The sequence below is a fragment of the Pseudomonas sp. A125 genome (genome assembly GCF_055409485.1).
This window is the reverse complement of the sequence record NZ_JBUZVP010000022.1, coordinates 1-23,326: the sequence shown is the minus strand read 5'-3', so window position 1 is coordinate 23,326 and position 23,326 is coordinate 1. Positions and strand designations below refer to the sequence as shown.

Here is a 23,326-nt window from a genome sequence, read left to right as displayed (position 1 = left end):
TATTTATCTTGGACTCATGCGCAACCGTATGACGGCAGAGGGTTAGGCTTCCGCGTGGATAATAGTGACTGAGCCACGCTCTCCCTGCCTCAATGTGGAGGCCAAGCCATGAACACTATTGCTACATAAATTCATTAGGGTCTCGTGGTGTAGTGACAGAGCGATCAAGAAGAGAGAAATCGCTCACATCTGCGTCGTTGAACCAGAACCCGCGGCCTTCAGGAGTGCTGCCGTTTCTCCGACCTGACCCATAGAGCGACGACGTCAAGACAACCTGAATAAACTCAACCATCTTCTGCAGCTTTGCATCGGACTGGCTCACAAACCCTAAGGGCACGTTGTACCGGTCTGCGCTTGGCACTACCCACTGGTACGTCGCCGCGCCGAATATGCCAGGGATCAATAAAACTTCGAAACACTCCTGCTTGGGTTGATATGGACCTAGAAATACGCGACTGAAACCTGCATCGAGCAGATGACGTGCGCGCTTGACGAGGCGATCCCTATGTTCCTCTTGGCGGCAGGGCGCAATGGCAACGACTTCCAGCGTTGTACCCAAGCTCTCCTTAAGCGCAGCCTGGATGCCGTTGATAAGATCGCGAACCAGGCTAGTGCGCCCCCATAGATCAGAATCCGGGATTGCCCAGAAGATAGCCGCTGGCCGCTCAATGTTTTTAGCCCGCTTGGATTCCGCGAGGGCCTTACTCAGTCCATTCAAAAAACGCGACTGGCATTTGGGCATATATGGGGCGCCAAGAAGCGCTTGGCTATTGCCGGCATCGTACATTTCGCCGTTCGCCTGGCCATGCACATCACGTACATACCGCCCGAAGTCGATCACCTGGTCTTTGCGCAGGCCGATCCGCCCGTCGGGTTTAAGCAATGCGGTCTTCTCCCCATTAGCCTGCGCCGTCAGCAAATATCGCGAGAGCAGTTCATCGTCGAAGAGTTCGATGAAAGTGCGCAGGTGGTTGGTCCGGGTTGAGAGGGCGGCGATCCGGTCGGATGTTAGGGTCCGGACCTGCGAGCGTAGTGACTCAGGCAGAAGCTCGAGCTGCGTGTCGATCTCAAACGCGACGTTGCCCTCAACGTCTACTTCGAAGTGGACGGGAAGAGGGACGCTGAACGGGCGCCCAGCGCGGATCTCGTCCACTTTGTAACAAGCGTAAGCACGCTTGTTTTCATCTTCCTGTTCGAAGCGTTCGATATCTAGGAAATGCTTGTGGAACGCGGCCTCCGCCCTATCAATTGTCTTGCCTGCTGTGGGGTCGTCGGTGTTCCAATTAAGCTCCAAGGCATTGTCCCAGTAGCTACTCGATAGCGCCTTGGGCAGTGGCGTGTAACTCAATAGCTCGAAGACGGGTCGGCTTTGCCGCTCAGCGATTTTTGTGAAGCGCGGCATTCCTTCTGATGAACCCGCGAAGCGCGATTCGGCATAGGAGGTTAGTGAGATGCGTCCGTTGGTCTCGCCAACGAGACCTTCCTCTCGCAAGAGTTCAAGCAGATTCCGAACCTCGCTCGCGGAGAGGCCAAAATACTCCCGCAGCGCGCCAACCTCCAGAGGACCGCTTAGGTGCAGTAAGCGCACCGCGAAATCCGTCATGACGGGAACCTGGCGGTCAATTGAGACATGACAGCGCACGTTGAAAAGCTGCGCCGGAATCGCTACTGCGACGGTGTTGAAACGCTCACGCATTGGACAGGCTCCGCTTCAGTTCTTTGGATGGTACAAACGTGGCCAGTTTTTTCTCCGCGAGGCGTTCGACTTCGTCGAGCACGTTTTTCATCGGCGTTTCCGTCCGGGAACGCCACATTGCCGAGGAGGTCACGATCACAAGCCGATCCTTTGATCGAGACATGGCAACGTTGATGCGCTCTGGATCGCTTAAAAAACCAACGTTCTCGCTGGTGTCGTTGCGCACAACCGAAAGCACGATGATACGGTTCTCCTTGCCTTGGTAGCTGTCAACAGTACCAACTGAGAAGCAGTGACGAAGCCCAGATGCCCATTCAGCTTGCTCGAGCTTCTCCCGGATCATATCGCGCTGATCGGAGTACATGGCGATGACTCCGATGATGGGCTCATGGTCACCTTCCTGCGCTTGGACCGCCTCCAAAAAACCAGCTGAGGTTAGGATTGCTCGAACCACTTCCACGACGGCCAAGGCTTCCTGCTCGTTCACGAGCGCACCTTCGTGGGTACCAGCCGGACGGTGGAAGGCCTCTCGGCCCTGATCTTGGGTATCTACCCACACAACCTGCGAGGCGAGAAATTCGGGCAGCTTCTCGTACTCTGCTCCTGGAGGCGCGCGTCCGACCTCAAGTGCATCCGCGTAGAAGCAGTGCGATACGAGTCGGTTAATGTGCTCCGCCATACGGTATTGCACGCGTAATGTTCTTCCCACCGACTGGCCGTAATTCGATGAGAACGCACGTTGGAAATTGTTCATCCGCCGGAAGTCCTTTCGCTGCATTCCCAGTAGGGCCGACGCTTGGTCCTCAACGGCACGGGGGTACGACGGCGGCAGTTGTAGGTGATCGCCCACCAGTAGCACGCGCTTTCCCGCTTGCATCGCGACAACGAGTTCCATCGGGGATGCCCGTGCGGCCTCGTCGACGATGACCCAGTCGTAGGGAACTTCTGTGATGCCCAGTGCCTGCTTGCCAACGCCTACGCAGGTGCCTGCCACAATGCTGGAGCTGCGCGCGAGGAAAGCGGTGTAGTTGGAGCGTGGGCTACGTAGCACCTGGGAAAACTCCATCGATAGAAGAGCGATCTGCTCTAACCGAGCGCATTTAGCCGGACTCGGTGAGCCGTGCTGTTGAGCCAACGATTCGAGTTTTTGGCCTATTAAGTTACGTAGGCTAGCCGCGTCATTTCCGGTCGATGCATGAATGCCGAACTGACGCTCCGCGACCTCGACGAACACCCGCCTGAGCCGTCGCAAATGCTCCTTAGCCGAGGGGCCCTCACTATCGGTCTCGTCTATCGTGTGTATGAGACGGTCAATGCTTTGGAGCATCGGACCCAGTGTGATGTGAAGCTTCGTTGCGGAGCGCACGTAGCCCTCTGGAAGCCCCATAGCCACGCCCGCCGCTCGCACACGATCCGTGATTTCCGCGTCGAAGCTTTCGCGGTAGCGCTGACGTAGCGAATCCTCTTGGACGTTACGGAGTCCGGGCGATACCATTGATTGAAGGCCGACACGCACCATAGGCACATCCATGCTCGACGCACGCAGCGAACCAGCCACCTTGTCCATGGCATTGTTCACGGCCTCATGTGATTGGCTGACCAGCAAGATGTTATGAGCCAGCCCTCGCGACAGCAGCAGGTGAACAAACGACGCAATGAATTTGGTCTTCCCCGTTCCTGGCGGCCCCTGCAGCAGTGAAATTGGTCCATAGGATAGAGCGGTCCGCAATGCCTCTGCCTGGGAGGGGTTCAGTTCGTATTTACTGAGGTCACCTAGGTCAATCGCGACGTGGCACTTCGGCATTCGCTCTGTATCCGGATCGAAGTAGTCAACAAGCGAAGGAATGAGGCCTCCGCCCGCGAGCACCCGCTTCATTGCTGCGACCCGCCGCTCAGACGCTGCCTTTTCGAAAGTACCGCGGACGTGCAAGGTGTCTCCTGTCTTCGGCGAGAAGCGCATATTTTTGGAGCGCACCCGCATCACGTCGCGTCCAAGGTCGGGTGAGACCCAGCCGACAGTAAACCATCGGTCGCTGCCGTCGATGGCGTCCACGCCGCGTTCCATCAATTCGATGCCTTCGCCCTCCGAGAAATCGAGTACGCCCGCCTCGCAGTCGAAGGGGATGACCCACTCCTCGCTATCCGGCGAGAATTGCTTCGCCCCTTGCCGCACCGTAATCTTCGTGACGTTCATCTCATCGGTATCGGATAGCGCGGTCCAGAGCGCTGTTGCCGATACTCTTTGCGTGGACGAGCCTCCGGACTGGCGGGCGTAGGGGTCGGCACCGAGTGCCGCAACCGCTTCATTGACTTCCAGATCTTCCAGAACATTCGCGCGGTAGAGTTCGTACAGCAAACCGGCGAGTGCAGTGACGTCGGCCTCCTCTGCAAAGGTGACGTGAATCTCCCCGTTTAGAGAGAACGCCTTGCTGCGGTGGGCGCTGACGAAATCGATATGGTCGACATCCTTAACCGCGGAGCCAAGCACAGCGTCCTCTTTTGGGTCGTATTTAATATAGAGCTCTTGTCGCACCCCGACGATGTTGAATCGAACGTGTCCAGTCTCGGCATGCCGGGTCGCGCGTACCGAATATTCGCCATTGTTGGAGACCAGGTCCAAAGACGAAGAACCATTACGACCGCGGCGCTTTAGGGTTGCCTTGAACGTCGAAATTGAACGCTGTTTTGGGTAAAGCTCGTCCTGCAGCGTCTCGGCCAGCAAGTCCAGCGGCGGCAATGTGTCTACCAGCTCAATGGCCCGATTCACGTCGCTTCGCGTGGCCGCGAAATCCTCAGGCAACAGTGTCAATACAAGCGTGCACACTGCAAACGCGTCACGGTGAAGCGAGGATGCGCACTCCAGAGCCGGAGGCACCGTACCAACCGTTACTCCTTCGTCTCCATCGGCACTTAGATCTGGGATGTCTACCAGCACGACCTGCGGCAGCTGTGCCTCCACCGTCTGCGATACGATGATGTTATCCGCTTTCACATCGCCGTGGGACAGCCCCAAGACGTGGAGACGCTGCACGGCATTGAGTACTGCGTGCGCGACGAGGGCGCGATGCCGCCCCTCTGGATTGTTTGACAGCCACTCGGTTAGCGTCTGACCTTCTACCCATCGCGTTACCAGCATCAAACCAAACATGCTCAAGCCAAAATCCAAGACTTCAGGGGCTGCATCGAACCCTGACTGCCGCATAGACCTAGCTTGCTGGAGGAAGGCGAGCACACGTAGGTTGCGCGCTAGATACTTCGGGTCGTACTTGAGTTGTGGCCAGCACTTCACTAGTACCCGCTCACCGTTCTGCTCAGACTCGTAAACCATCTTGGTGGGATGAGTCGAAATATTATGCTTAATGGGGAGGGTTATTAGACTGGCGTCGGTCTCGTAGCCCTCAAAATCCTCAGCACAGACTTCTGGTCCAGCATCAACCGACAAACAGTCGTTCAACGCGTCGAGCGCCTCGGAAGCATTGCGGTAGCGCGTTTTAGGATCCAGATCCATGGCTTTGGCGTACCACGGCGCCAGAGCTGGGACGACAAGTGTGACTGCATCGTCATAGACCGGTACGTTGTTGAGCCGTTCTAACTCGTGGCTCTCCAGCATCTCGTAAACGAGCACCCCGAGCAGGAATACATCGCGAGCGAAGGGATCAATTGAGCGAGCCTGTGCGGCGACGCCTTCATCTTCCGGCAGTTCGATGGACCCGGTTTCTAGCTCGATACGATGAACGCCTACGGTCTGTGCCTGGGGCACTCGCGCGGCAGCAAATGTAGACAGGATCACACGGGACGGTTCGAGCACCCACAGCGTACGTTTAGTGATGTCGCGATGAGCAATCCCCAGTGCATGTAGTTTCGAGAAGCGTGCCAGGATGCTTTTTGCCAGTAAGCGTCGGTCTTGCTCGCTCTTGTTGCTGTTGCGCTCTAAGTGCTCAGAGAGACGTTCAATACCCGTGGGAAGTCGGTACGCTTCGACGAAGTTGGTAGTGATGTCGTCAGCCGTCGCGGAACCGATCGGTTCTAGCAGGTCTTCATGAAGCCCGGGGGCTTGGACACGCAGCGCCTCGTTCAAGCGTAGCTCGCGAAGGCCGATTGTCTGTCGCTCGACGGTGGACGTGCCGCCGGTGGCAAGCTCTTCGAAATTCCACTTTCGCAGCAACGCTTTTGAACTTCGGTTCTCCTGGTGCTCGGCGAGGAACTCCGACCAGATATTGCGTGGATGTACGTAGTCCGCCTGGTCCTCAATCTGCTCAAACCCATGCAGCACGGTGCGACGTTTGAGCACCGACGGGTTGGAATTAGAAAAAATAGAGTTGTACTGCTGACGGTGGGGCAATGGGTTTGAGGAGCGATAGTTCCATTTCGAGGGAACGTCGGGGAAGCGCGTCTCGTAGCGTGTCCTGTCGCAAGCCGTATGCACGAACTCGGGGAGCGTTGTGACGAAGCGCCGCTGCTCGTCCGGGAAGTTAATCAACCGGCACTTTGGATGACACAGCACTACCAGCGACTCAATGAAGGGCACCTTCAGGGAAGGAATCTTCCCCTGAATAAACTGCTTCAATGCACGAGCCTTGTTGTCTGTTGTATCGACAGGCGACGGCATGGGAGCCCCGCGATGAAACCACTGACCGGACGAATACGTAATGTCGCCGGACCAGTTTTTCAACTCTACTACCAGGATCCTATTGTTTGTCAGTAACAGCAAATCGATATCGAGGGGTTGCTTGGAACCTCGCGTTACCAACCGAAATGCTGCATAGGCCCCCCATTCGCGGGGTAGCTTCGCTTCGAGCTCGCGCAAGGCGGCATGCTCGACCTCCAGAACACCTCGAGGGCTGAGATAGTTGATATGCAAACTTGAGACCTCCCTATCCTGATTTATTCGCCAGCCATCGACCCTTGAAGACTCGCTCAACGCATGCATTGTGCCATCACGTTCACGAGCTGTGCCATCACGCATCGAAAGACATTTAGATTTGAATCAAGCACCAGCTGAACCAGCTGAACCAGCTGAACCAGCTGAACGGAACAGGGCTCTAATTGACGGCGGCTCAAGCAGAAGGGATTTCCGTATATAGTTGCCGTCTTTTTCGAGTTAAGGGCAAATAACTTCCTCGCAAGAAACTTCCGATAAATAGTTACGCTTGGTAAGTAACTGATTTATAGAATACAAACCACATATAACAGTTAGGAAGGCTCCGGAACTGATGGAAGAGTCAAATCTCTCCACCGGCGGGCACGTTCTCATTGCTCATTATGTGCAGGGCATGACCGACTACCTCAGCATTGCGCTGTTGCATCACAGCGAAGGCGTCACAGTTACTGACACACTGGATGTCACACCCTCGCGACACCTCGATGTTGGCCAGCTCCACCTGGCCGCACGCATCAACATCTCCGAGTGGCAAAACAACAAGCAGTCGAAGCAGTACATCTCGTTCATCAAGGGCAAGAACGGTAAGAGGATTTCGGAATATTTCCGCGATTTCATCGGCTGCATGGAGGGTGTCGACGGTCCGGGTGAAACACGGACTCTGCTAAAGGCATTCAGCGACTTTGTGGAGAGTGAAGACCTCCCTGAGGAATCGGCCCGCGAGAAGGTCAGTACCCTCGTTGAATACGCTGTCAACCAGACGAAGCAAGGCGCGGCAGTCAGCCTGGAAGAGCTGTCGTCGCTGATCGATGAGGATCGGCCGCAAGCCTTCTACGACCACATCCGTAACAAAGACTACGGTCTGTCGCCGGAGATCCCGGCCGACAAGCGCACCCTCAACCAATTCCGCAAATTCACTGGGCGAGCAGAAGGGCTTTCGATCAGTTTTGAAGCTCATCTTTTGGGTTCGAAGATCGAATATGACGAAACTGCCGGCACCCTGATGATCAAGAGCCTTCCAACCCAACTGACTGATGCCCTCAAGCGCAACCAGAAGGGCTGACATTCAACGACAGTGTGGGCGGTCCGGCTCAAGGCTTCGATCTTGAGTCTGGCAAGAGCCGGGGAGTAGGACGGACATTTGTTGAGGAGCTGTGTCCGTCTACCTCCGCTGGCGCTGCTCTCTTCAATCTGGAAGATTAAAGATGAATGTGTTTTACGTTTTTGCCTTGGGCCTGGCTTTGACTGGATGCTCCAGCTCCCCTGCGAACCCAAATGTTCCTGTGATTGAGAAGTCTCTAACCCAGCAGTGGTACAAGATCGATCACGGGATAGCCAGCAGGTGGGTACCGATCGACACTCCTCACCCGTTATCACGGGAGAGAGTGATCTACATGGACCTGGCCACCATGCAACCCCCGGTGGTGGCCATACCAAAGGCGGCATTTGTACATCCGGAACCTGATCCACATCGTACGCTATCTAGGCCCATCCCAAAGCAACCGCACACCCCCCGGCCGGTACCGGGATCGATACAAAAGCCTACTGAGCACATCGAACCAACTCCAGAAAAGGGTATGGCCAAAGCTGATCTTCGCAAGCCAAGCCTGCAGGAGCAGAAGTTGACCATGAAGTACGCGGAGGGAGACGCTAATGCGGCATTCGACCTGGCCCAGCTGCTCTTCAGCCAAGGTCGCAGCGAACCCGCGTATGTTGCCCTTGAGTACGCCGTGCGGCAGAAAAACCCGAAGGCTATTGCTCTCTTTTCAAGCCTAAGACCTGAAGCGGGCGGCCAGCTGTAGTCATCTCTAAAGCCCTCAAGTTTCTCCTGCGTCGTTACCTCACGCTTGATTCCATCAGTCCGTCCATGGTCCGCTAGGCCAACGTAATGTTGAGCACAAGCCAATGAATCAGCTTTTAGAGACTTCCGCTGCATACCTCAAATGCGCCAACAAGATCGTGGTCTTCACTGGCGCTGGGGCTTCTTCTGAAAGCGGCATTGCCACATTCCGTGATGCACTGACCGGACTGTGGGAGCGATTCGATGCTCAGCGCCTGGCCACAGCACAAGCCTTTAAGGCAGACCCGTCACTTGTTTGGGGTTGGTATGAATGGAGAAGGGCCCAGGCGCAAAGCGTGCTGCCCAATCCGGGTCATGCAGCGGTCGCCCAGCTGGGTCGTCTTGTTTCAAAAATCACCATCGTTACTCAAAACGTTGATTCTCTTCACGAGCGGGCCTCCTCAGAGAACGTGCTTCACCTGCATGGGAGTCTGAGCAGTCCGCGGTGCTTCGAGTGCGCAATCCCTATGGATGTCCCTGATGTTGATGGCTATAACCTTGGTTATGGAAGCCGTATTGAACCGCCGGTTTGCCCTGAGTGTGGAGGGTTGTGCCGGCCGGGGGTCGTTTGGTTTGGTGAATCGCTGCCCCTGGACGTATGGGAGGCAGCAGTTGCGGCTGTTGCTGAGTGCGATGTGCTTTTGTCGATCGGAACATCCGGAGCGGTCTATCCAGCGGCCGCGCTGCCAAAGCAGGCGCTAAGCTCCGGCGCCGTAGTGATTCACATCAACCCAGACCGGGTAGCTGTGTCCAGTGAGAATGAAATCTCGTTGGTAGGGAAGGGCGGGGTGATACTGCCGCAGTTGCTGGCCAGGGCATTCAACTGACCGGCAAACTTCACGATCATGCTGACGCTTCAGGGCTTTTAAGAGGAATGGCGTTGAATGGCACACTCTGGGAAGAGCCGAATCTAGCGTGTGCCGCGAGCTCCACTACCAGAATGTCGTTTGTCGTGATGTCAGCCTTGAATACGCGGCCTTTTTTGACAGGAGGACGATTCTGAAAGTCTCGGAACGTATCATTGCTTAAGATGTACTCAGTCTCACCACTTGCGAGTTCGATGATGCTCTCATCTGCTTTGTGTCCTGGTGCGATCTCGTGGATCTGAACTGAGTGATGGAAATGCTTTTCACCATCTGGCCAAAGTTTCGCCGAGTTCTTCAAAGTCCCCGGATCGAAGCAGATTATGATCTCGACGCCAGGCCACAGTTGCTGAAGGGTCGGAACCAGGTGAGTGAGTGCAACCACACCGATGAATTTGCGATTCGGGTTCCTGCCCCGATAGCAGAGGTTTGTGCCATCGATGACAAGGCGGGTAATGCCCCTGCTTTCACGCTTTTGCAACTCAGCAATTCGTGTCTCAACCTTTGCAAGATTGCGCTGCAGAGACTCCACCTGACCGGTTTTGATACGGACAGCTTTATCCGTGTCTTCGAGCCCAAACAGGTTGAAGCATTGTTGCTGTACGACCCGCCGGCTAATTGCGTCCGGTGCAGCTTTGAACCGAAGGTCAAATTCAGCCGCAGACGCCCGAGCCTCGATAGCCAAGGCCAACTCACCGGTTAGCTTTTTCATTTCACGCAGCGGATCCACCAGGTGCTCGTCAAACCGTCTGACATCCGCATCGAGTTTAGCGACGTCGGGTTCAAGGTCTGCGACTTGGCGGTTATAGGTGGCGATTTCGGCATCTGCCTCTAGCCAGTCCAAGGTTTTATGGAACTGGATCTGGTAGTAGATTTTCTCGACGGCGCCGATCTGAATTTTGAGCTCAGACTCGAGTTTGGCAATCTTAGCCTCACGCTCAGTGTCTACCTTCGGCTTCGACTCACATTTTGGATGGGGTATTGTGCCAAACAGGCGCAGCTTTATGATTTCACTTACAGATAGTGGCGCCCAGGTCGCAAGGTAGGGGCTACCCATACGAGTTGAGTTCAACTCTTTCTGAATTGTCCCCACTCGCGCTCGCGCTAGTTCAAGTGACGCCTTGGCCTCCACTTCGTTAAAACAGTGGAGCCACCCGAGGAGAGTGTGCTGCTCTTCGACATTCTTTTTGGCTACCAGTAGAGCCGCAGATGCGGCCTCAAATCGCTTGCGATAGGGGTTGAGTTCCATGGTTGCCTTAAGTCCTGTCTATTTCGGTTATTCGTGTACCGCCATCGAGGATCAGTCTTGCTCAAAGCACCCGGCGGGACAGGTCATAGAATCCAAGCCGTGCGAGCAAACTCCGTTATCCCAGTCTTCTGCTTGAGTCGCCCGGAGCTCCTCTTGGGTTTGATATCCATAGGTCTCACGCGCATAAGCGAAAGCGGGCTTGTCAGACTCCTGATCGGAAAACTCATCCAGCATCGAATCGCAGAACGTAGAGTGGACGACGGCCTCATAGGTTGTGCCGTGTTTACAGGCGGCGGAATAGAGGTCATCGACGCGTTGCTTGGTCTCTGAAGATGGGTTGATTTCGAGCATAGTCCTGGTGTCCTCGTCAGTGTGTATTACGGGACATTCTAACGTCCTTATCTGGCGCACATAGCCAACCGCTCACTCGGGATTTCAGTAACACGAATGCCCCGTTATTTCGGGTGGCCTAGCTGATTGATCTTGGACGTGCTGGTTTCTGCGCTGTGCTAGTGTAGGAAAAGGTACTACATTTTTCGCAATAGTCAGCCTCATGTCGTCAGAACAGAATTGCCTCCAAGCCGTTCGGAAATGTCTTTCGAGCGTAACCTGGAGTTCAACATGTCTTTTTTTGACTCGCTTTTTGATTTGGTTGGCAGCGCGGTTGGCACTGTAGGTGATCTAGCAGTATCTGCGGTCGACATCGTGGTCGAAAACCCTGGCAAAGCCGCATTGGTATGCCTTGGTACGCTGGCCACTGGTGGTACAGCGCTGGCTTTTGCAGGTCCACTCGCCGCAGCCGCCGGATCTGCAGGGTTGTTGGGCGCAACGGCATCAGGGACAGCGATTAGCTCACTCACAGGCGTTGCGTTGACAAACGCCTCACTGGCGGCTGTTGGAGGAGGGGCTCTCGCCGCAGGCGGTGGTGGAATGGCGGTAGGCGCCACTGTAGTGGCTTCGACCGGAGCAGTATTAGGTGCTGCGGCTGGCGCGGGTGTAGCGGTTGGTGTCTCAGAGGCAGACAAAAAAGGGTAGGGCACATGCCGCGCATGACCAAGGCACATAGGGCAGGTCTGGATTTTCTTGATTTGGTCTTCTTCAACGATTTGGTCGTTCACGTAGGCATGGATGCCGAAGAACGCTCGCAGCTCCGAAGGATTGTTGAGCGGGTCACGCAAATGGTCGAGTGCCGGCATTCGGGCCGAGAGGCTGAAGTCATAAAGCATTTGGTGTTTTTCATCCTTGAGGTGAGCCTGGCCAACACCACCGAGGAGTTGATGCAGGTAAATCCGAATGTACCTCCGCCACCAAATCTTTCCTCTGAGCAGATTGAAGCAGTCGACAACTTCTGGAATGACTACCAGATGGCCTACATGACTGTGGTTACGGAAAAAAGCACTGGGGTTTTGGCCAATCCTGCATTGGAGATAGCTGAGGTATTGATAGGGGAGTTCGCTGGCTACTCGCCTCTAGTCAGGCGAGATCTGCTCACACGATGCTTTGTCAGTGAGTTCAAAGACGCGCCATTAGGTGTTTACTGTTGGCTGATCGTTTCTGGAGTTTTGCCGGTAACCAAGAACAATCCGGATCGAATCACGGATGAATTCAGCGATTCCTTCATTACACGCATAGCCTTGCTCGCCGATTACCAGATGATTGTCCACGCCTTCAACATGATGATTAGCAAGGATGAGGGTAGCGCCGTATACCTCCGTATGCGGAATCTCAGCCTGACAGAAGAAACGGTCGATCGCCTTTTGGATATTCAAAGGCATTTCAATGAAGCACTCAACAAGAAAAGCCTGAGTGGCATCCCTCTGATCTGCTGGCGGGATCTTGAAGATCCATTGCAGGTTCAGGGGTTCTTCGCCGAATGGAGCAAGCGGAAGGTGCGTTTTCGGATGCACACCGGGACCCTGGGCAGCTGGTTGGGCATTTTGGGGGCGGGCATGGTTCATGAACAACTGATGGTCGAGTATGCCCATGCCGCTAGGAATCAATACCCCAACAACCCCGGAACGGTGAGGCTTTCGGATCTCAAGGTCCCTGCGGTCTTCAGTGCCTATGACAATCGGCACACTCTCACTGATTTCGTGCAATGCCGGCTCTCTGATTACGGCCTCAGAATCAATCCAGACACCCTATACCGCAGCCATTCGACAATGAGAAAAACGACGCTGCGGTTACTGGCGATGTACTGCGACATGACGCGCGCTTCGGGCATTGCAATGGCTGCCCCGTACGAGGACGTTAACTACGGCAATGCGTTCATACACTCAGACAAGCTAGGCTGACAGCCTCATTCATCATGACGCTCCACGTCCAACCGGTCAGCGGCCGTGTCACATCGCCCAGGTGGGCAGAACGCCAGGTGCCGTTATGTTAGTGCGGCCGTACCAATAGGAACGTCTCATGTCCACCGAACAGCCGAACAAGCCAATTGCACTGCTAGTTGCCGAGGTCAAAGCACAAGCCCTGAATGCACCTGCAACTGAACAATCAGCAGCGTTGGCCAGGATCAATGTCCTTGTCGCCAACCTAAAAACATATGGACCTTCGTCAGTGCCTGCCAGGCTGGATAACTGAACGTGGAGCATACAAATCATGACCAAGGACGTCACAACATTAACCTTCCACGGCGGGCTGAAAGGGAGAGGTTATCGACGATGCCCCGGCGAAACGTGTGTCCCCCCTTGTAAGCTGGCCCACCAGGAGTGGCTCTGACATCAGCCCACCTGTTTTTCCGCACGATTACAAAGAATAAAGGCTGTCACAACACCTCCTTTGACTGGGCAAACATAGGCTGTCCTGCTGCTTGACGGCAGTTAGCCGTCCGAGCAGAGCGGGGTGCCCTGGTTGTGACAACCTTTATTGTTTCGCCCTGCTGGCTGACCAGCCACTTTTCCGCACGACTAGAAAGAATAAAGGTTGTCACAACACCCCCTCTGACTAGGCCAAACCTACACTTGCCGGGTGGTTGAGGACAGTTAGTTGTCCGAACAGAGCGGGGTGCACACTGTTTGTGACAACCTTTATTGTTTAGTCCTGCCGGATGGCCAGCCACCTTACAAAAATCGAAAGATACAGAAAATGTAAGCAGTCCTGGCTGATGGCCAAGGCCGTTTCAATTCGCCTGGCGGGAGGCTCACAACGGGTCTGAACCGCCAGTGCACCTCCAAACCGAATATCTCCATATAACCAATTTTCTCGGGTTTTATGCCAAAACCGACCTAAAACGAAACATCATAGCAGGGGGAGATCTGCTTCATCTGGCGCACCTCCTAACATCTCCAAAACCCTAATTCCCCCAGATTTGCTGGGCCTGAACCTACCCACCATTCTGATTAACCGCTTTTCCTTTCTTTCCTTTGCCTGGCTGTCGCCAGGCCCTTTTCTTTCTGCTTCTCCCCCAGCTTTTCCTGTGCGGCGTGCACCTGGGCCGGCCGGGTAGGACGCTTTTAAAGGAAGAGCGTTTCACAGGAGATGTAACAGGTAGTTCGAGGGGTGCCATAGGAAAATAGGGCCGCTTTGCTATGATGTTATTTATTTAGTGGTAACGCTTTGGGTGGCACTGTCGCCAGGTGTAGCCACGAAATAAAGTCTGTCGCAGAGCATTTGAATGCTGTCGCTGAAATCCGCCGCTTACCCTATAAATCAGAGCCTTAGGTGCGTTGAATGGCGCGATGCATTGGGTGCCTCAACACCGGTTTCCGACAGACTTTATTTAGTAGGTCACACGGCAAGGCGTGGTTCAGGGGGCCGAGAATGCTATGTACCCTGGGTTAAGGTTTGGGCTGAACTATTCGTCGTCGGGCTCTGTGTAGGCTTCTGCCAGAAGGGCCTGGGCGTGACCTTCCAGGAAGTCGAAAACCTCCTCTTGGATATACCCGTTGTATTGCTTGCGCCGACCCTTTGATACGACCCCGTTCTGGTCTAAGCACTGCATAATCAGCTTACTCAAGAGGTTGCCGCGCACGTCATAGTTGTCATTAACCACCTTGAGCAAGGTGTCGTATCGTTGCAAATACTCAGTTTCTTCCCTAAGTTCGACTTCCAATGCCCGCTTGGCCATTTCCAGCGTGAAGGCCACACACTCAGTCGCATCCCAGTAGCGATATAGGCTTGGGTCGCCGGTGAAGTTAAGCGACATGTTGTCGGCATCGATCCAACGAACGTCCCAGAATTGCCGTGCAGGTTTTGAGAAGCTCTGCAGAGCTTCTAGATAGCGTTGCTCCTCTCGTTTCATGGCCACGGAGACAGGAAGTAACAAGCCGTTCTCCAGCGCACCACTGCAGCACAATGCCTGGTGTATCAAGAAGCGCGACAGTCGCCCATTCCCATCCATGAAGGGGTGCAAGAAGACGAACCCGAATGAGGCAATGCCGGCGGCCACCAGCGGGTCAAGCTCCAAGGGTGCACGGTTTGCGAAGGCCATGAGTTCGAACATCAGCTCCCGGCAAAGATCTGGAGGGGGGGGGATATAGGTGACCCCCGCCGCTCCTCGAAAGGAGTTGGTCAGGTGGTTTTGTTCATGCCGGAAGGCCACCGCCCATTCGAGCGGTTGGGAAATCGCATTGTTTTGCAAAGAAACCAAGTAGTCTTCGGTAAGCGGCTGGCGGTCATGTGCCTGGCGCAGTAATTGAACAAAACGCTCTGACTTCTGCTGGCTTGGTGCTTCCTTTTCAATCGCAAATGAAGAATCTGTTTCGCTCAGGTACGCCCAGTTTATGGCGCGATCCATCATTTCCTTAGGCAAGGAGGCAATGAACTCTTTCGAACGGCCGAGAATGTCGTATTCAAGCAGGGCCTGAACCTCAGGCGTGCGTTCTACCGTCGCGCAATATTGGAGCGTCCCAAGACCATTGAAGTCCACGCGCCAGCGGTTGTTTCGCACCGATGGGCCCGTGATGTACCGCTCTGGATCAAACAGCAGGACGCCAGGGCCCCGAGGCTTGTCCGTGTAGTCCAGTAATAAGTCGGAATAGGCTTCCCAGAGGAAGCAGACTTTGCGCAGATAGCCGCTGCTGGGAGATTGGGTTATGGCCTCGACAAGGATTCGAGCTTCAATGCGAGGCAGAGCCTGCGCCAAAATAGAGAGGTTGACGCCCTCATGTTTGAGCGCAAAGATGATGTGGGCGAGAAAATCCCCAGCCTCCGGCGCAACCGCCTGCGGTACTGCAAGCGCGCCGTTGATCCGCTCAATGCGGGTGACGGGTTGAACGAGTGCTGGGTTCTTTACCCCGATAGCCTTCAGCCTCATCTCATTGATCAAATGGGCGTAACCCACCATATTTCCCATTATTCCCCCTGTCTTTGGCTAGATTTTTTTAACAGAGCCAGAATTTTCTTAAAATATGCCCAGATCACTCAGAAAATATTAACCGAAAATGGGCGCAGAACCACGTTTTTTAGGTCTTTCGCATATCGGCGCGACGGGAATCTGTGTAGTGGTCGTCGTGTGTTTACCTGTCGGCTGTATTACGGCAACGATTTAAGCATGGCAGCCTGACATCAGCGAAAAGAGGGCTGGTAACGTGTTTTGTTTCGCGTCCTGCCAGGCCCAAGTCTCGGTTGCTCGGCTAAGCAACTTTCACAGCGTTGATGTGCAGGACATAAGCGCCGGAGCGCAGTCCCATGATTGGAACCTCCGCAGCCGGAGTTTGCAGTCACACCCGGCGCAGCGTGGCGGCTCAATCCTCACTCAGTCACTGGCGCTGCCCCCGAATTGACTCAGTGGCCGATGCCAAGCTGACACTGCCCGATTCAGTGAGTCGGACATATGCTGACAGGGATAGTCCGGATGGCTCGCTTTGGGAGCGGTCGAGCGTCGAGTGGTTGGTCTGGCCTAAACCCGGACGTTGTGCCCTAGAAATTTCAGGGACTTGGCCATCCTGCTGTTGATTGGAGGCGCCTCGTGAGGCTTGACCATCCCGACAAGCTCCAATGAGCAGAACTTCCCAATTTTGGACAGTCTGTAGTTCTCAGACCACAGCAAGTCACAGATCCTGACGGCAAAGTCGTCCTTCCCATATAGGAGATGTGTAAGGCTTGCTTTCACCCGGGTGACGTCGCCGCCGTTGTCCTTCCAAAAGACCACAGGTAGCTGAGCCAAGCCCCCGCGGGTAAACCGTAGTAACTCCGAGAAGGCATGCACCTGCAGCAGTCCCTCTGTAAGCAGCTCCTGACTGCTTTGACCTATAGCCTCAGGTGATCCAAACACCTGGTGCAGAAGGTTTTGTGAACTTACGTAGCCGGACTCAATACGGGGATCCCTCGTATCTACCCACGCTTGAGAGATCGACGCCAATTTTGTAAGCCGCGCCGCCGGGTCCAGCTCCGGCGCTTCCTTCCAGGTTTCATCATCGAGAATCAGAGTAAGGCGACACCAGTTTAGGAACCTGTTGGTTTCAGCCGAAATATCCAAACTAGCGAGCTCAGGTCGACGATACCCACCACTCTCCAAGAATGAGGCAACCTCACGAAACGCGGGCATGTACTGGCTGTAAATGAGCTTTTGCATGTCAGCCAGGAATAGGCGCTGTGGTGATTTCTTTTCACTACCTACCAAAACGTTGGTAGGCGTGACGGGGGCCAGGCCCTTGTCGAACAGGGCGTCTGCAGAGGGCAACTTCTTTGCCGATTCCCAGATAATTCGAAACTTGCTGAGCTCTGCCGGCGTCAATATGGCTGCATCATCCCAAAGCTCGGCGAAATGCAGTAGCAGCGCAGCTATGCGAGCCTCGTCGTGGGGCTGATCCAGCGTGATCGTTGCTTCGCGGTTTTGGACCAGTCCTCCCTGAGTGAGATTCGCTGATCCAAGCATTGCCTGATTGTCATCTCCAATGAAAACCTTTGAGTGGAAGCCATCTGTGAAGTAATGCACCGTACAGTTGGGTTCGGCGACAACCTTCGCCAGTTCGCCTGGATGAGTTGCCGAGTTGAGGCCAACTAGAAGCTGTACGGTCGCACCGCGGCGCGCGGCCTTGATAATCTCATCAGATCGATTGAAATACGGCGCAGCGAGCCTTAGCACTGAAGCGGATTCAAGTAGGAGACTATAGGCCGAAAGGACGTAGTCCTTGGAAGGCCCATTGGTGTGGACGGGAAAGGTGGGCATGCCGAAAACCTAGCTGCTGTGAACAGCCAGTTTACATGGGCCGCTAGTTACCGCAGAAAAACGAAGTCAGGACCCTCCGTAAGCTGGAGGGGGTGCTATCCAGCAGGGCTAGGACTAAATTCAATAATTGATGGCTCGCATATCTGACTAGATCGAGTGAGAGGCGACATGAGCCTGAAAAGTGAAGACCCATGCGCCAATGGACATTTAGGTGGCCTGTCAGAGGGCCTTCGTTGAGATAGTGCTCTCAACACCCTTGGTGTTGGAGGCTTCGGGGTAACAGTCACGCATGGCCTGATTCATAGCTGCCGACGTGCTCTTAGTTCCCAGTGTCTGGGCCAATGCAGCACACATTGAGGCTTTGCCAGCTGGTGTCAGGTATTGGCTGAGCTGGATGCCCGGGGCAGTAATTTCAGAAAGCTCTTCCTTGGTAGCTGCAACAGCCTTTACTGTGGCTACCTTTGCAACAGGGGCCTCCTGGTGCAGCATCACCGTAGTGAGCGACTCGGCGCTGGAATACAGAGACATGGCCAAGGCAACAGGTTGAGCGAGAGCTCCGATCATCGATACTAACATTGGCATTCCTTTAGGCTGGGCACCAAGCCCGCATATTGATTGAGCCACAGTCCAGCAATGGCTATTTATGACGGTTCGCTTGAGGCCGGCGGTAACGAGTTCCCGCACGGAGAGACAAGCGCTTCAGGCGATGCTGAAGGTCTTAGAGGAGAATAACCGGGCAAATTTAGCCAGCAACCCGAAACACCCCAACCAAATTCGAGATTGAGGTTTGGGTTGCGGACAGCTGGGTTAGCTTGAGAATCTCGGGGAGCCGTAGGCCACAATCCGACAGCACGCGAGGTCCGATGATCATTGCATTCCAGCCATACCTAGAGCGCCGGCGTAATCAGAAATCAACGACACCATTGAGTTCGATTGATTCACAGAGTGCTGAGCCAAAATCCGATGTTGCACTAGTCGACTCGGATCAGTTCAGGACGCCATTTGATGATGCTCCAGAGTCGTATAGAGACGGGTTCAAGTCTCTTTGGGTACGGGTGCACAAAACCATTGGACCTAGGGATTGCTCACCGAACGAAACTGAACGGCGTTTAGGTATGGTTTCAAACCAAGCCCTTTACATGATGGAGGACTGGCCTGAGGGGCTGAAGTCCTTCATATGGAAAAAATACGGCGAAGGCTGCGTCCCATACTGCGACCTGATTGAACTGATCTTGATTATTGATAGCCTTGCTGCGTCGGTTACGCCAAGGCCACGCGATCCATTCTGAGGTGCCGTAGCAAAGCCCGTGCGACGCGGGTTGCAGCCAATTGATCTACACTGTGTGTACGACATTTCCTACGAATAATAGGTATATTGTTTGTAGGAGCCGAACCTTCAGCCTTGACCAATACCTAAGCCACAGCACGGCTGGTAATCACCTCACTGAAGAATTTTTAGTTTTGACGGAATACCACCAAAAACTGTGGATGTGTGGCCATTTGCCGTGCCCAATTCGCGGCGCGCACTGTTATGCCATCACTTTCGGTCGTATTATGTGTGCATTGACGTTCACAGGTGTCCATATGCAGGTGTCCATATGAACGATGGCCAGAAAAATTAGCGACCAGGACGGCCGCATGACGAACGAGCATTCCGATCGAGCTATACCCCAACACGATCGGTCGACAAATGAGCAGGATCGTTTTTTAGATTATTGTCAGCGCAACGAAATTCTAATCAAGGTCTACCTCGACTCAGGTCGAGCGTTGCAGGGGAAGATCGTGGATCACGACCGGAAGTGCATTCTCCTAGGCGCAACGCGCGTAGAGAAAATCCCTAAGATGATCCCGAAGTCCTACATTGCTCTCGTTCGCGCAGAAGAAATATTGCCACTTTTCCTTGAGTACAAAGGGAGAGGGAATCACATCACCCGTAAAAAAGCGCGCAAGAAAAAGAAAGCCGAGATGCTTGCAAGCGCACAGGTGGGCACTGCACCAATTCGCAAACCAAGACCTGCCCTTTGCGGGAAAGCCAGTCCAACACCAACAGTCCCGAAAAAGGCACCGGGCGCAGTGGAGGTGACGGTGAAGAAGACTATGAGGTCGAAGATGGTCGCCCCAAAAGATAAACCGTCGACGCCATCTGAAGTAAAGGGCGACGACGGTAATTGATGCTTCGATCAGTTACTAGATGAGCACTCCAGGTGTGGCCCGGTGTAGGCGATCACTACCTTGCCATCGATGATATCAAAGTGAATTCGCATACCCTCAAGACCAGCGCCATTGCCAGCCTTGAGGTGACGTTCGAAGAAATGGATCTCGCCCTGATATTCAAATTCGCGCTGCGCCCGCAGACGGCGATGCGAGCTAACAGTTTCAGATTCGTTTGCTGAGTACGAGTTGCCGAGAATGGCCCGTGCCGTCGAGTCGGGATTGCCGGCCATAAGCGAATCGTAATACGGAAATACCATCGTGGTGATAACGTCCAGCATGCGCCCGGTCTGCTGGAAAGACGCCGCCTCTTTGGCAGACTTCCAAGCAGAATCCAGCACCACAACGCGCCCTTCAGAAACAGATTCGATGAACATGAGTACGTCCGTGGGCGTAATCGAGTCACGCATAGCTACGCGACGCATCATGTCCATGTTCAAAGCCAACGGTTCAGGCCGGTGAACGGGCAGACCCAGGTTTTCCTTGAAAAGCCGCAGGTTGTAGAGCTCAACACGCATCTCGTTGCTGTCGATGTCCTTCTGCTCAAGCAGGCCCTTAAGAGTCTCAATTTGGGTTTGAAGGTCTTCAACCTCTGGTGAGGTCGCTGTAGGAGCTGCAGGCTGCTTGTGGAGCTTCTCGACGACCGCCAAGGAAGCGGCGTGCTTGTTTGGACCAGGCGAACCTTTACGCAGCAAACGATCCCACTCCTCATAGAACCGCTGCCAGGTGCGTACCAGTGGTGAAAGACTTTCGACCTCGGTTTTGAACCAATTACGGTTGGCCATGATCTCTTCGCTGCCGGCCTGAGCCAGGCTGGCGATCTTGATCATCGCGCTCGCGGTAAGGTTCGCGCCCAACGTTGAGATCTGTGACTCCAACTCGCGGGCCTTGGCTAACTGCTTATCTGCGCGTTTTGTGAAAGCTTCGACATCCATATGCGCATGGTTGAACTGGATAAGCCCCCGAAGCAATTGGACGGCTTCACAGGTGTGACCTTTAGGCTGCTCAATTGCCCGGCCGATGAGGTCCCTCGGGAGAGCCTTGTGATCAAAGGGCACCTCCATCGATCCTGCATGCTTTTGCAATGACTCAGTGAGCGCGTTCCATCGAGGGAGTGCAAAGTCATCACAGAATTGCTTGTATACAATAGTCAGCACGTTTTCGCCGGGACTTAAGGCTAAAGCTGCTGCTTCGGCGGCATTGAGCAAGGCTGGGAGTGGTTGCTTTCGACCTGCGCTCGAACTGTAGTGGAACGTCACAACCTCTTGGACGAGGCTTGCAAACCCGTTCTCAGACATTTGCTCAGCAAGCGGCACAGCAGGGTCCATTGGACCCCGCTTGGCGATCAACCGTTCTTCCTTGGCCGCTTGCTCAGGGAACACTTTAAGAATCGACTCACAGGTTCCTAGGATCACCCCAGAAAACGGCGATGGCAGTGCATTGAGCAAGACAGACAAAGCCATATCAATGCGAAAGCGATCGGTCTGATTAAGCTTCTGAGAGCTATCTGCAAGCCGATCCTTCAGTGCTCCCAGGTATAAAAGCGGCAGTGCAAGCTCACGGTAAAATACGCCTGCCTGGAAAAGGCTGCGCATGATCGGGAAGCATCTTTCAATATGGCTGACAAGATCAGTAGCAGCGGAGGTTTGTGCCATGGTGCGCAGTTGATCGCGGGCCTTATTACCAAGCAGCTGACCGAGGTTGAACTCAAGCTTGGAGCCTAAGTCAATGCGATCGAACTCATCCCCCATAACCTCGGCCACAATGTGCCGGTGCTCGGCAACGCCCAGAAAACTAAGCATTATCGTTGCCGGGGGCACACTCCGCCCTTTGGGCAGGTTGAAAGTGGCTAGGCCCCGAACGTTATTGAGCTTCGGGCTACGTAACCGCATCAAAACATCGGTAACGTCAGCGATGGCCTTTGGAGAGCCATACCAAGTGGTCCAGGCTGCCTGATTTACCATTGGTTGCCGGAATGCTGGTGGCACTATGTAGCTGAGACGGAGCCTTCCGTCACTCTCTTGGGAGTCTCCGCTACCGTTAATCTGATCAGAAATCGAGATATCGGTAACACAAAGCTCGGTATCAGCAGTTGAAACAGTTTCTACGGCAGCGTCCATGATTGGTCCTTGGTTAGGAAGGGGAGAAGCCCAACCTAACGCCAGACTTCTGGATTCCCAGGCGTATGGGCCATTTAGAACTGAGCGTACGAAGAGCCGTAAGCTTGCTTATTCGTCGGCCGGTCGTAGTAAGGGGAGGAGGTGACCGAGTCGCTGTCGGAATCAGCATCCGACATTACAAGTTCGTCATCACCGTCCTCGTCGATGCACATGTCTTCCATAAAGGAGATATCGTCGGATTCGGCGGCGGAATCGACAGACTCAGGGAAGATGAAGGGCAGTTGCCAGTGTTTGGCAAATCCTGTGAGGAACCGAGTGGTGACGTTGAGGGTCTGGGCAGCTGCCTGGATCGGCGCTTTGTCCGCAGCGAGCTTCTCAGCTCGGCAATAGAACTCGTTCTTCACATCCAGCGAAGGGCCGCCAACGAATGTGATTTGCTCATTGTATGCGTAGGTTTTGAGGAAGCGATGGCTGACCTTAAGGATGTCAGCTGCTTCTGCAACGGTGAACAGTTCAGAAAGTTCGACACAACGGGCGAGGAACGCATTTTGACCATTGACCCAGGCGCGGCGGCTTTTGAGCTCCAGACCGGGATTGATGGCTAGGTCACCGGGCTTAACAAATGGGGTAGGGGCTTGGACCTGGCGGGTCTCATAGTGGATCAGATAGTGATCCCAGAGCTTTTTGACTTTACGCTTCTCTGCAGGGGTGCGGCTTTCACGATCGGCAAACGTCACCCCGCGCTGTATTGAGTGCGTCCTCAGAAATCCGGTACTGACACGAAGAAGTCGGGCCGTCTCCTTTATAGAGAAGGTTTCAGATAGCTTGACGACTTTCTCGTGGAAATCGTTCAAGGCTGCCGTTTCGGCTGCCTTAGCCTTATCAGCCAATTTCGGATTCAGGTCCAGAATCTGATTGTGCACTGCTCACCCCCTACATTTATTTGTGAGGGGGCTGTCCATTGACTGGACTCGGCCTTATAGCAGACAAGACAGGGACGGAGGCCGCGCCCAAAAAATGGGTACGACCTTCCCTAGCGAGTAGCGGGGAAATATTTCCCAGCCGTCGGTGCCGTCAACTACAGGCAGAGAGACCAGGTCTCCCCCTCTACACGTGTGTCTGACGGCGGGATAATTCCCAGCACGCCAAACTTTATGAGCCAATTTATTGGCTTCGGGGAGTGATAGTACATTGACACCTTCGTCTGTGAAACCCTTCACAGAGCATTCAGTCCCAATCTGAGGAAATTAATGGGTAAGCGGATTAAATGGTTGATCTTACCTTTGCATGAGAGTGAGACAGACCGGCATCTCATCGGATTATCTGGTTGATGCTTCACCTACTGCTGGTG

Annotated in this window: 15 protein-coding genes and 1 pseudogene; 7 read left to right on the top strand and 9 right to left on the bottom strand. The window is 54.3% G+C overall.

Going from position 1 to position 23,326, the window contains the following annotated elements:
- Positions 1-121 precede the first annotated feature (121 nt).
- Together ACZRN6_RS25475 and ACZRN6_RS25470 are read right to left on the bottom strand one after the other, a co-directional pair.
- Positions 122-1,696, bottom strand: coding sequence for a hypothetical protein (locus ACZRN6_RS25475; RefSeq protein ID WP_115284358.1), 1,575 nt, complete (start codon positions 1,694-1,696; stop codon positions 122-124).
- Positions 1,689-6,557 carry an AAA domain-containing protein gene (locus tag ACZRN6_RS25470; protein ID WP_115284475.1) on the bottom strand — a complete coding sequence of 1,623 codons (4,869 nt, stop codon included), beginning with the start codon at positions 6,555-6,557 and terminating at the stop codon, positions 1,689-1,691. Before ACZRN6_RS25470 ends, ACZRN6_RS25475 begins: the two co-directional genes overlap by 8 nt.
- Positions 6,558-6,903: 346 nt before the next feature.
- Between ACZRN6_RS25470 and yejK the strand changes: the two are divergent.
- The 3 genes and pseudogenes from yejK to ACZRN6_RS25455 all read left to right on the top strand — a co-directional run.
- Positions 6,904-7,638, top strand: a pseudogene (gene yejK / locus ACZRN6_RS25465) (nucleoid-associated protein YejK); the annotation flags it as partial.
- Between the two features lie 514 nt (positions 7,639-8,152).
- A complete protein-coding gene (locus tag ACZRN6_RS25460; RefSeq protein WP_169904219.1) occupies positions 8,153-8,377 on the top strand; it encodes a hypothetical protein in 225 nt (74 codons plus the stop codon).
- Between the two features lie 103 nt (positions 8,378-8,480).
- Positions 8,481-9,242, top strand: a complete 762-nt coding sequence (locus tag ACZRN6_RS25455; protein ID WP_078465726.1) for an SIR2 family NAD-dependent protein deacylase — start codon at positions 8,481-8,483, stop codon at positions 9,240-9,242.
- Positions 9,243-9,258: 16 nt separating this feature from the next.
- Here the strand turns inward: ACZRN6_RS25455 and ACZRN6_RS25450 are convergent, their stop codons facing one another.
- Both ACZRN6_RS25450 and ACZRN6_RS25445 read right to left on the bottom strand, forming a co-directional pair.
- Positions 9,259-10,527: a hypothetical protein gene (locus ACZRN6_RS25450; RefSeq protein ID WP_078465727.1), complete on the bottom strand. Its 1,269-nt coding sequence runs from the start codon at positions 10,525-10,527 to the stop codon at positions 9,259-9,261.
- A gap of 51 nt (positions 10,528-10,578) precedes the next feature.
- Complete coding sequence (locus tag ACZRN6_RS25445) at positions 10,579-10,878, bottom strand: hypothetical protein (RefSeq protein WP_078465728.1); 300 nt, start codon at positions 10,876-10,878, stop codon at positions 10,579-10,581.
- A 689-nt stretch (positions 10,879-11,567) separates the two neighbouring features.
- Between ACZRN6_RS25445 and ACZRN6_RS25440 the strand changes: the two genes are divergently transcribed.
- Both ACZRN6_RS25440 and ACZRN6_RS25435 read left to right on the top strand, forming a co-directional pair.
- A complete protein-coding gene (locus tag ACZRN6_RS25440; protein ID WP_078465730.1) occupies positions 11,568-12,821 on the top strand; it encodes a hypothetical protein in 1,254 nt (417 codons plus the stop codon).
- A gap of 118 nt (positions 12,822-12,939) precedes the next feature.
- Positions 12,940-13,113: a hypothetical protein gene (locus ACZRN6_RS25435; RefSeq protein WP_161952138.1), complete on the top strand. Its 174-nt coding sequence runs from the start codon at positions 12,940-12,942 to the stop codon at positions 13,111-13,113.
- 1,213 nt (positions 13,114-14,326) lie between these two features.
- Here the strand turns inward: ACZRN6_RS25435 and ACZRN6_RS25430 are convergent.
- From ACZRN6_RS25430 to ACZRN6_RS25420, 3 genes are all read right to left on the bottom strand, one after another.
- Positions 14,327-15,826: a Fic family protein gene (locus ACZRN6_RS25430; protein ID WP_078465731.1), complete on the bottom strand. Its 1,500-nt coding sequence runs from the start codon at positions 15,824-15,826 to the stop codon at positions 14,327-14,329.
- Positions 15,827-16,372: 546 nt separating this feature from the next.
- Positions 16,373-17,644: a phospholipase D-like domain-containing protein gene (locus ACZRN6_RS25425; protein WP_078465732.1), complete on the bottom strand. Its 1,272-nt coding sequence runs from the start codon at positions 17,642-17,644 to the stop codon at positions 16,373-16,375.
- A 219-nt stretch (positions 17,645-17,863) separates the two neighbouring features.
- Positions 17,864-18,220, bottom strand: coding sequence for a hypothetical protein (locus ACZRN6_RS25420; protein WP_078465733.1), 357 nt, complete (start codon positions 18,218-18,220; stop codon positions 17,864-17,866).
- 287 nt (positions 18,221-18,507) lie between these two features.
- On the opposite strand from ACZRN6_RS25420, the gene ACZRN6_RS25415 reads away from it, so the two are divergent.
- Entirely contained in the window at positions 18,508-18,933 is a 426-nt protein-coding gene (locus ACZRN6_RS25415; protein ID WP_153045938.1) for a hypothetical protein, read from the top strand.
- A 349-nt stretch (positions 18,934-19,282) separates the two neighbouring features.
- Positions 19,283-19,816: an RNA chaperone Hfq gene (locus ACZRN6_RS25410; RefSeq protein WP_161952139.1), complete on the top strand. Its 534-nt coding sequence runs from the start codon at positions 19,283-19,285 to the stop codon at positions 19,814-19,816.
- Between the two features lie 8 nt (positions 19,817-19,824).
- On the opposite strand, the gene ACZRN6_RS25405 is transcribed toward ACZRN6_RS25410, so the two are convergent.
- Both ACZRN6_RS25405 and ACZRN6_RS25400 read right to left on the bottom strand, forming a co-directional pair.
- The gene (locus tag ACZRN6_RS25405) at positions 19,825-21,975 is read right to left on the bottom strand and encodes a hypothetical protein (RefSeq protein WP_078465735.1); all 2,151 of its coding nucleotides are present in this window, start codon (positions 21,973-21,975) and stop codon (positions 19,825-19,827) included.
- A gap of 74 nt (positions 21,976-22,049) precedes the next feature.
- Positions 22,050-22,898, bottom strand: coding sequence for a hypothetical protein (locus ACZRN6_RS25400; protein WP_078465736.1), 849 nt, complete (start codon positions 22,896-22,898; stop codon positions 22,050-22,052).
- Between the last annotated feature and the right edge of the window lie 428 nt (positions 22,899-23,326).

Coding starts and splice junctions, on each gene's coding strand:
- ACZRN6_RS25440 (WP_078465730.1), top strand. CDS start 11,568: ATGCCGCGCATGACCAAGGCACATAGGGCAGGTCTGGATTTTCTTGAT.
- ACZRN6_RS25455 (WP_078465726.1), top strand. CDS start 8,481: ATGAATCAGCTTTTAGAGACTTCCGCTGCATACCTCAAATGCGCCAAC.
- ACZRN6_RS25425 (WP_078465732.1), bottom strand. CDS start 17,644: ATGCCCACCTTTCCCGTCCACACCAATGGGCCTTCCAAGGACTACGTC.
- ACZRN6_RS25450 (WP_078465727.1), bottom strand. CDS start 10,527: ATGGAACTCAACCCCTATCGCAAGCGATTTGAGGCCGCATCTGCGGCT.
- ACZRN6_RS25420 (WP_078465733.1), bottom strand. CDS start 18,220: ATGTTAGTATCGATGATCGGAGCTCTCGCTCAACCTGTTGCCTTGGCC.
- ACZRN6_RS25460 (WP_169904219.1), top strand. CDS start 8,153: ATGGCCAAAGCTGATCTTCGCAAGCCAAGCCTGCAGGAGCAGAAGTTG.
- ACZRN6_RS25435 (WP_161952138.1), top strand. CDS start 12,940: ATGTCCACCGAACAGCCGAACAAGCCAATTGCACTGCTAGTTGCCGAG.
- ACZRN6_RS25410 (WP_161952139.1), top strand. CDS start 19,283: ATGACGAACGAGCATTCCGATCGAGCTATACCCCAACACGATCGGTCG.
- ACZRN6_RS25415 (WP_153045938.1), top strand. CDS start 18,508: ATGATCATTGCATTCCAGCCATACCTAGAGCGCCGGCGTAATCAGAAA.
- ACZRN6_RS25445 (WP_078465728.1), bottom strand. CDS start 10,878: ATGCTCGAAATCAACCCATCTTCAGAGACCAAGCAACGCGTCGATGAC.
- ACZRN6_RS25430 (WP_078465731.1), bottom strand. CDS start 15,826: ATGGGAAATATGGTGGGTTACGCCCATTTGATCAATGAGATGAGGCTG.
- ACZRN6_RS25475 (WP_115284358.1), bottom strand. CDS start 1,696: ATGCGTGAGCGTTTCAACACCGTCGCAGTAGCGATTCCGGCGCAGCTT.
- ACZRN6_RS25405 (WP_078465735.1), bottom strand. CDS start 21,975: ATGGACGCTGCCGTAGAAACTGTTTCAACTGCTGATACCGAGCTTTGT.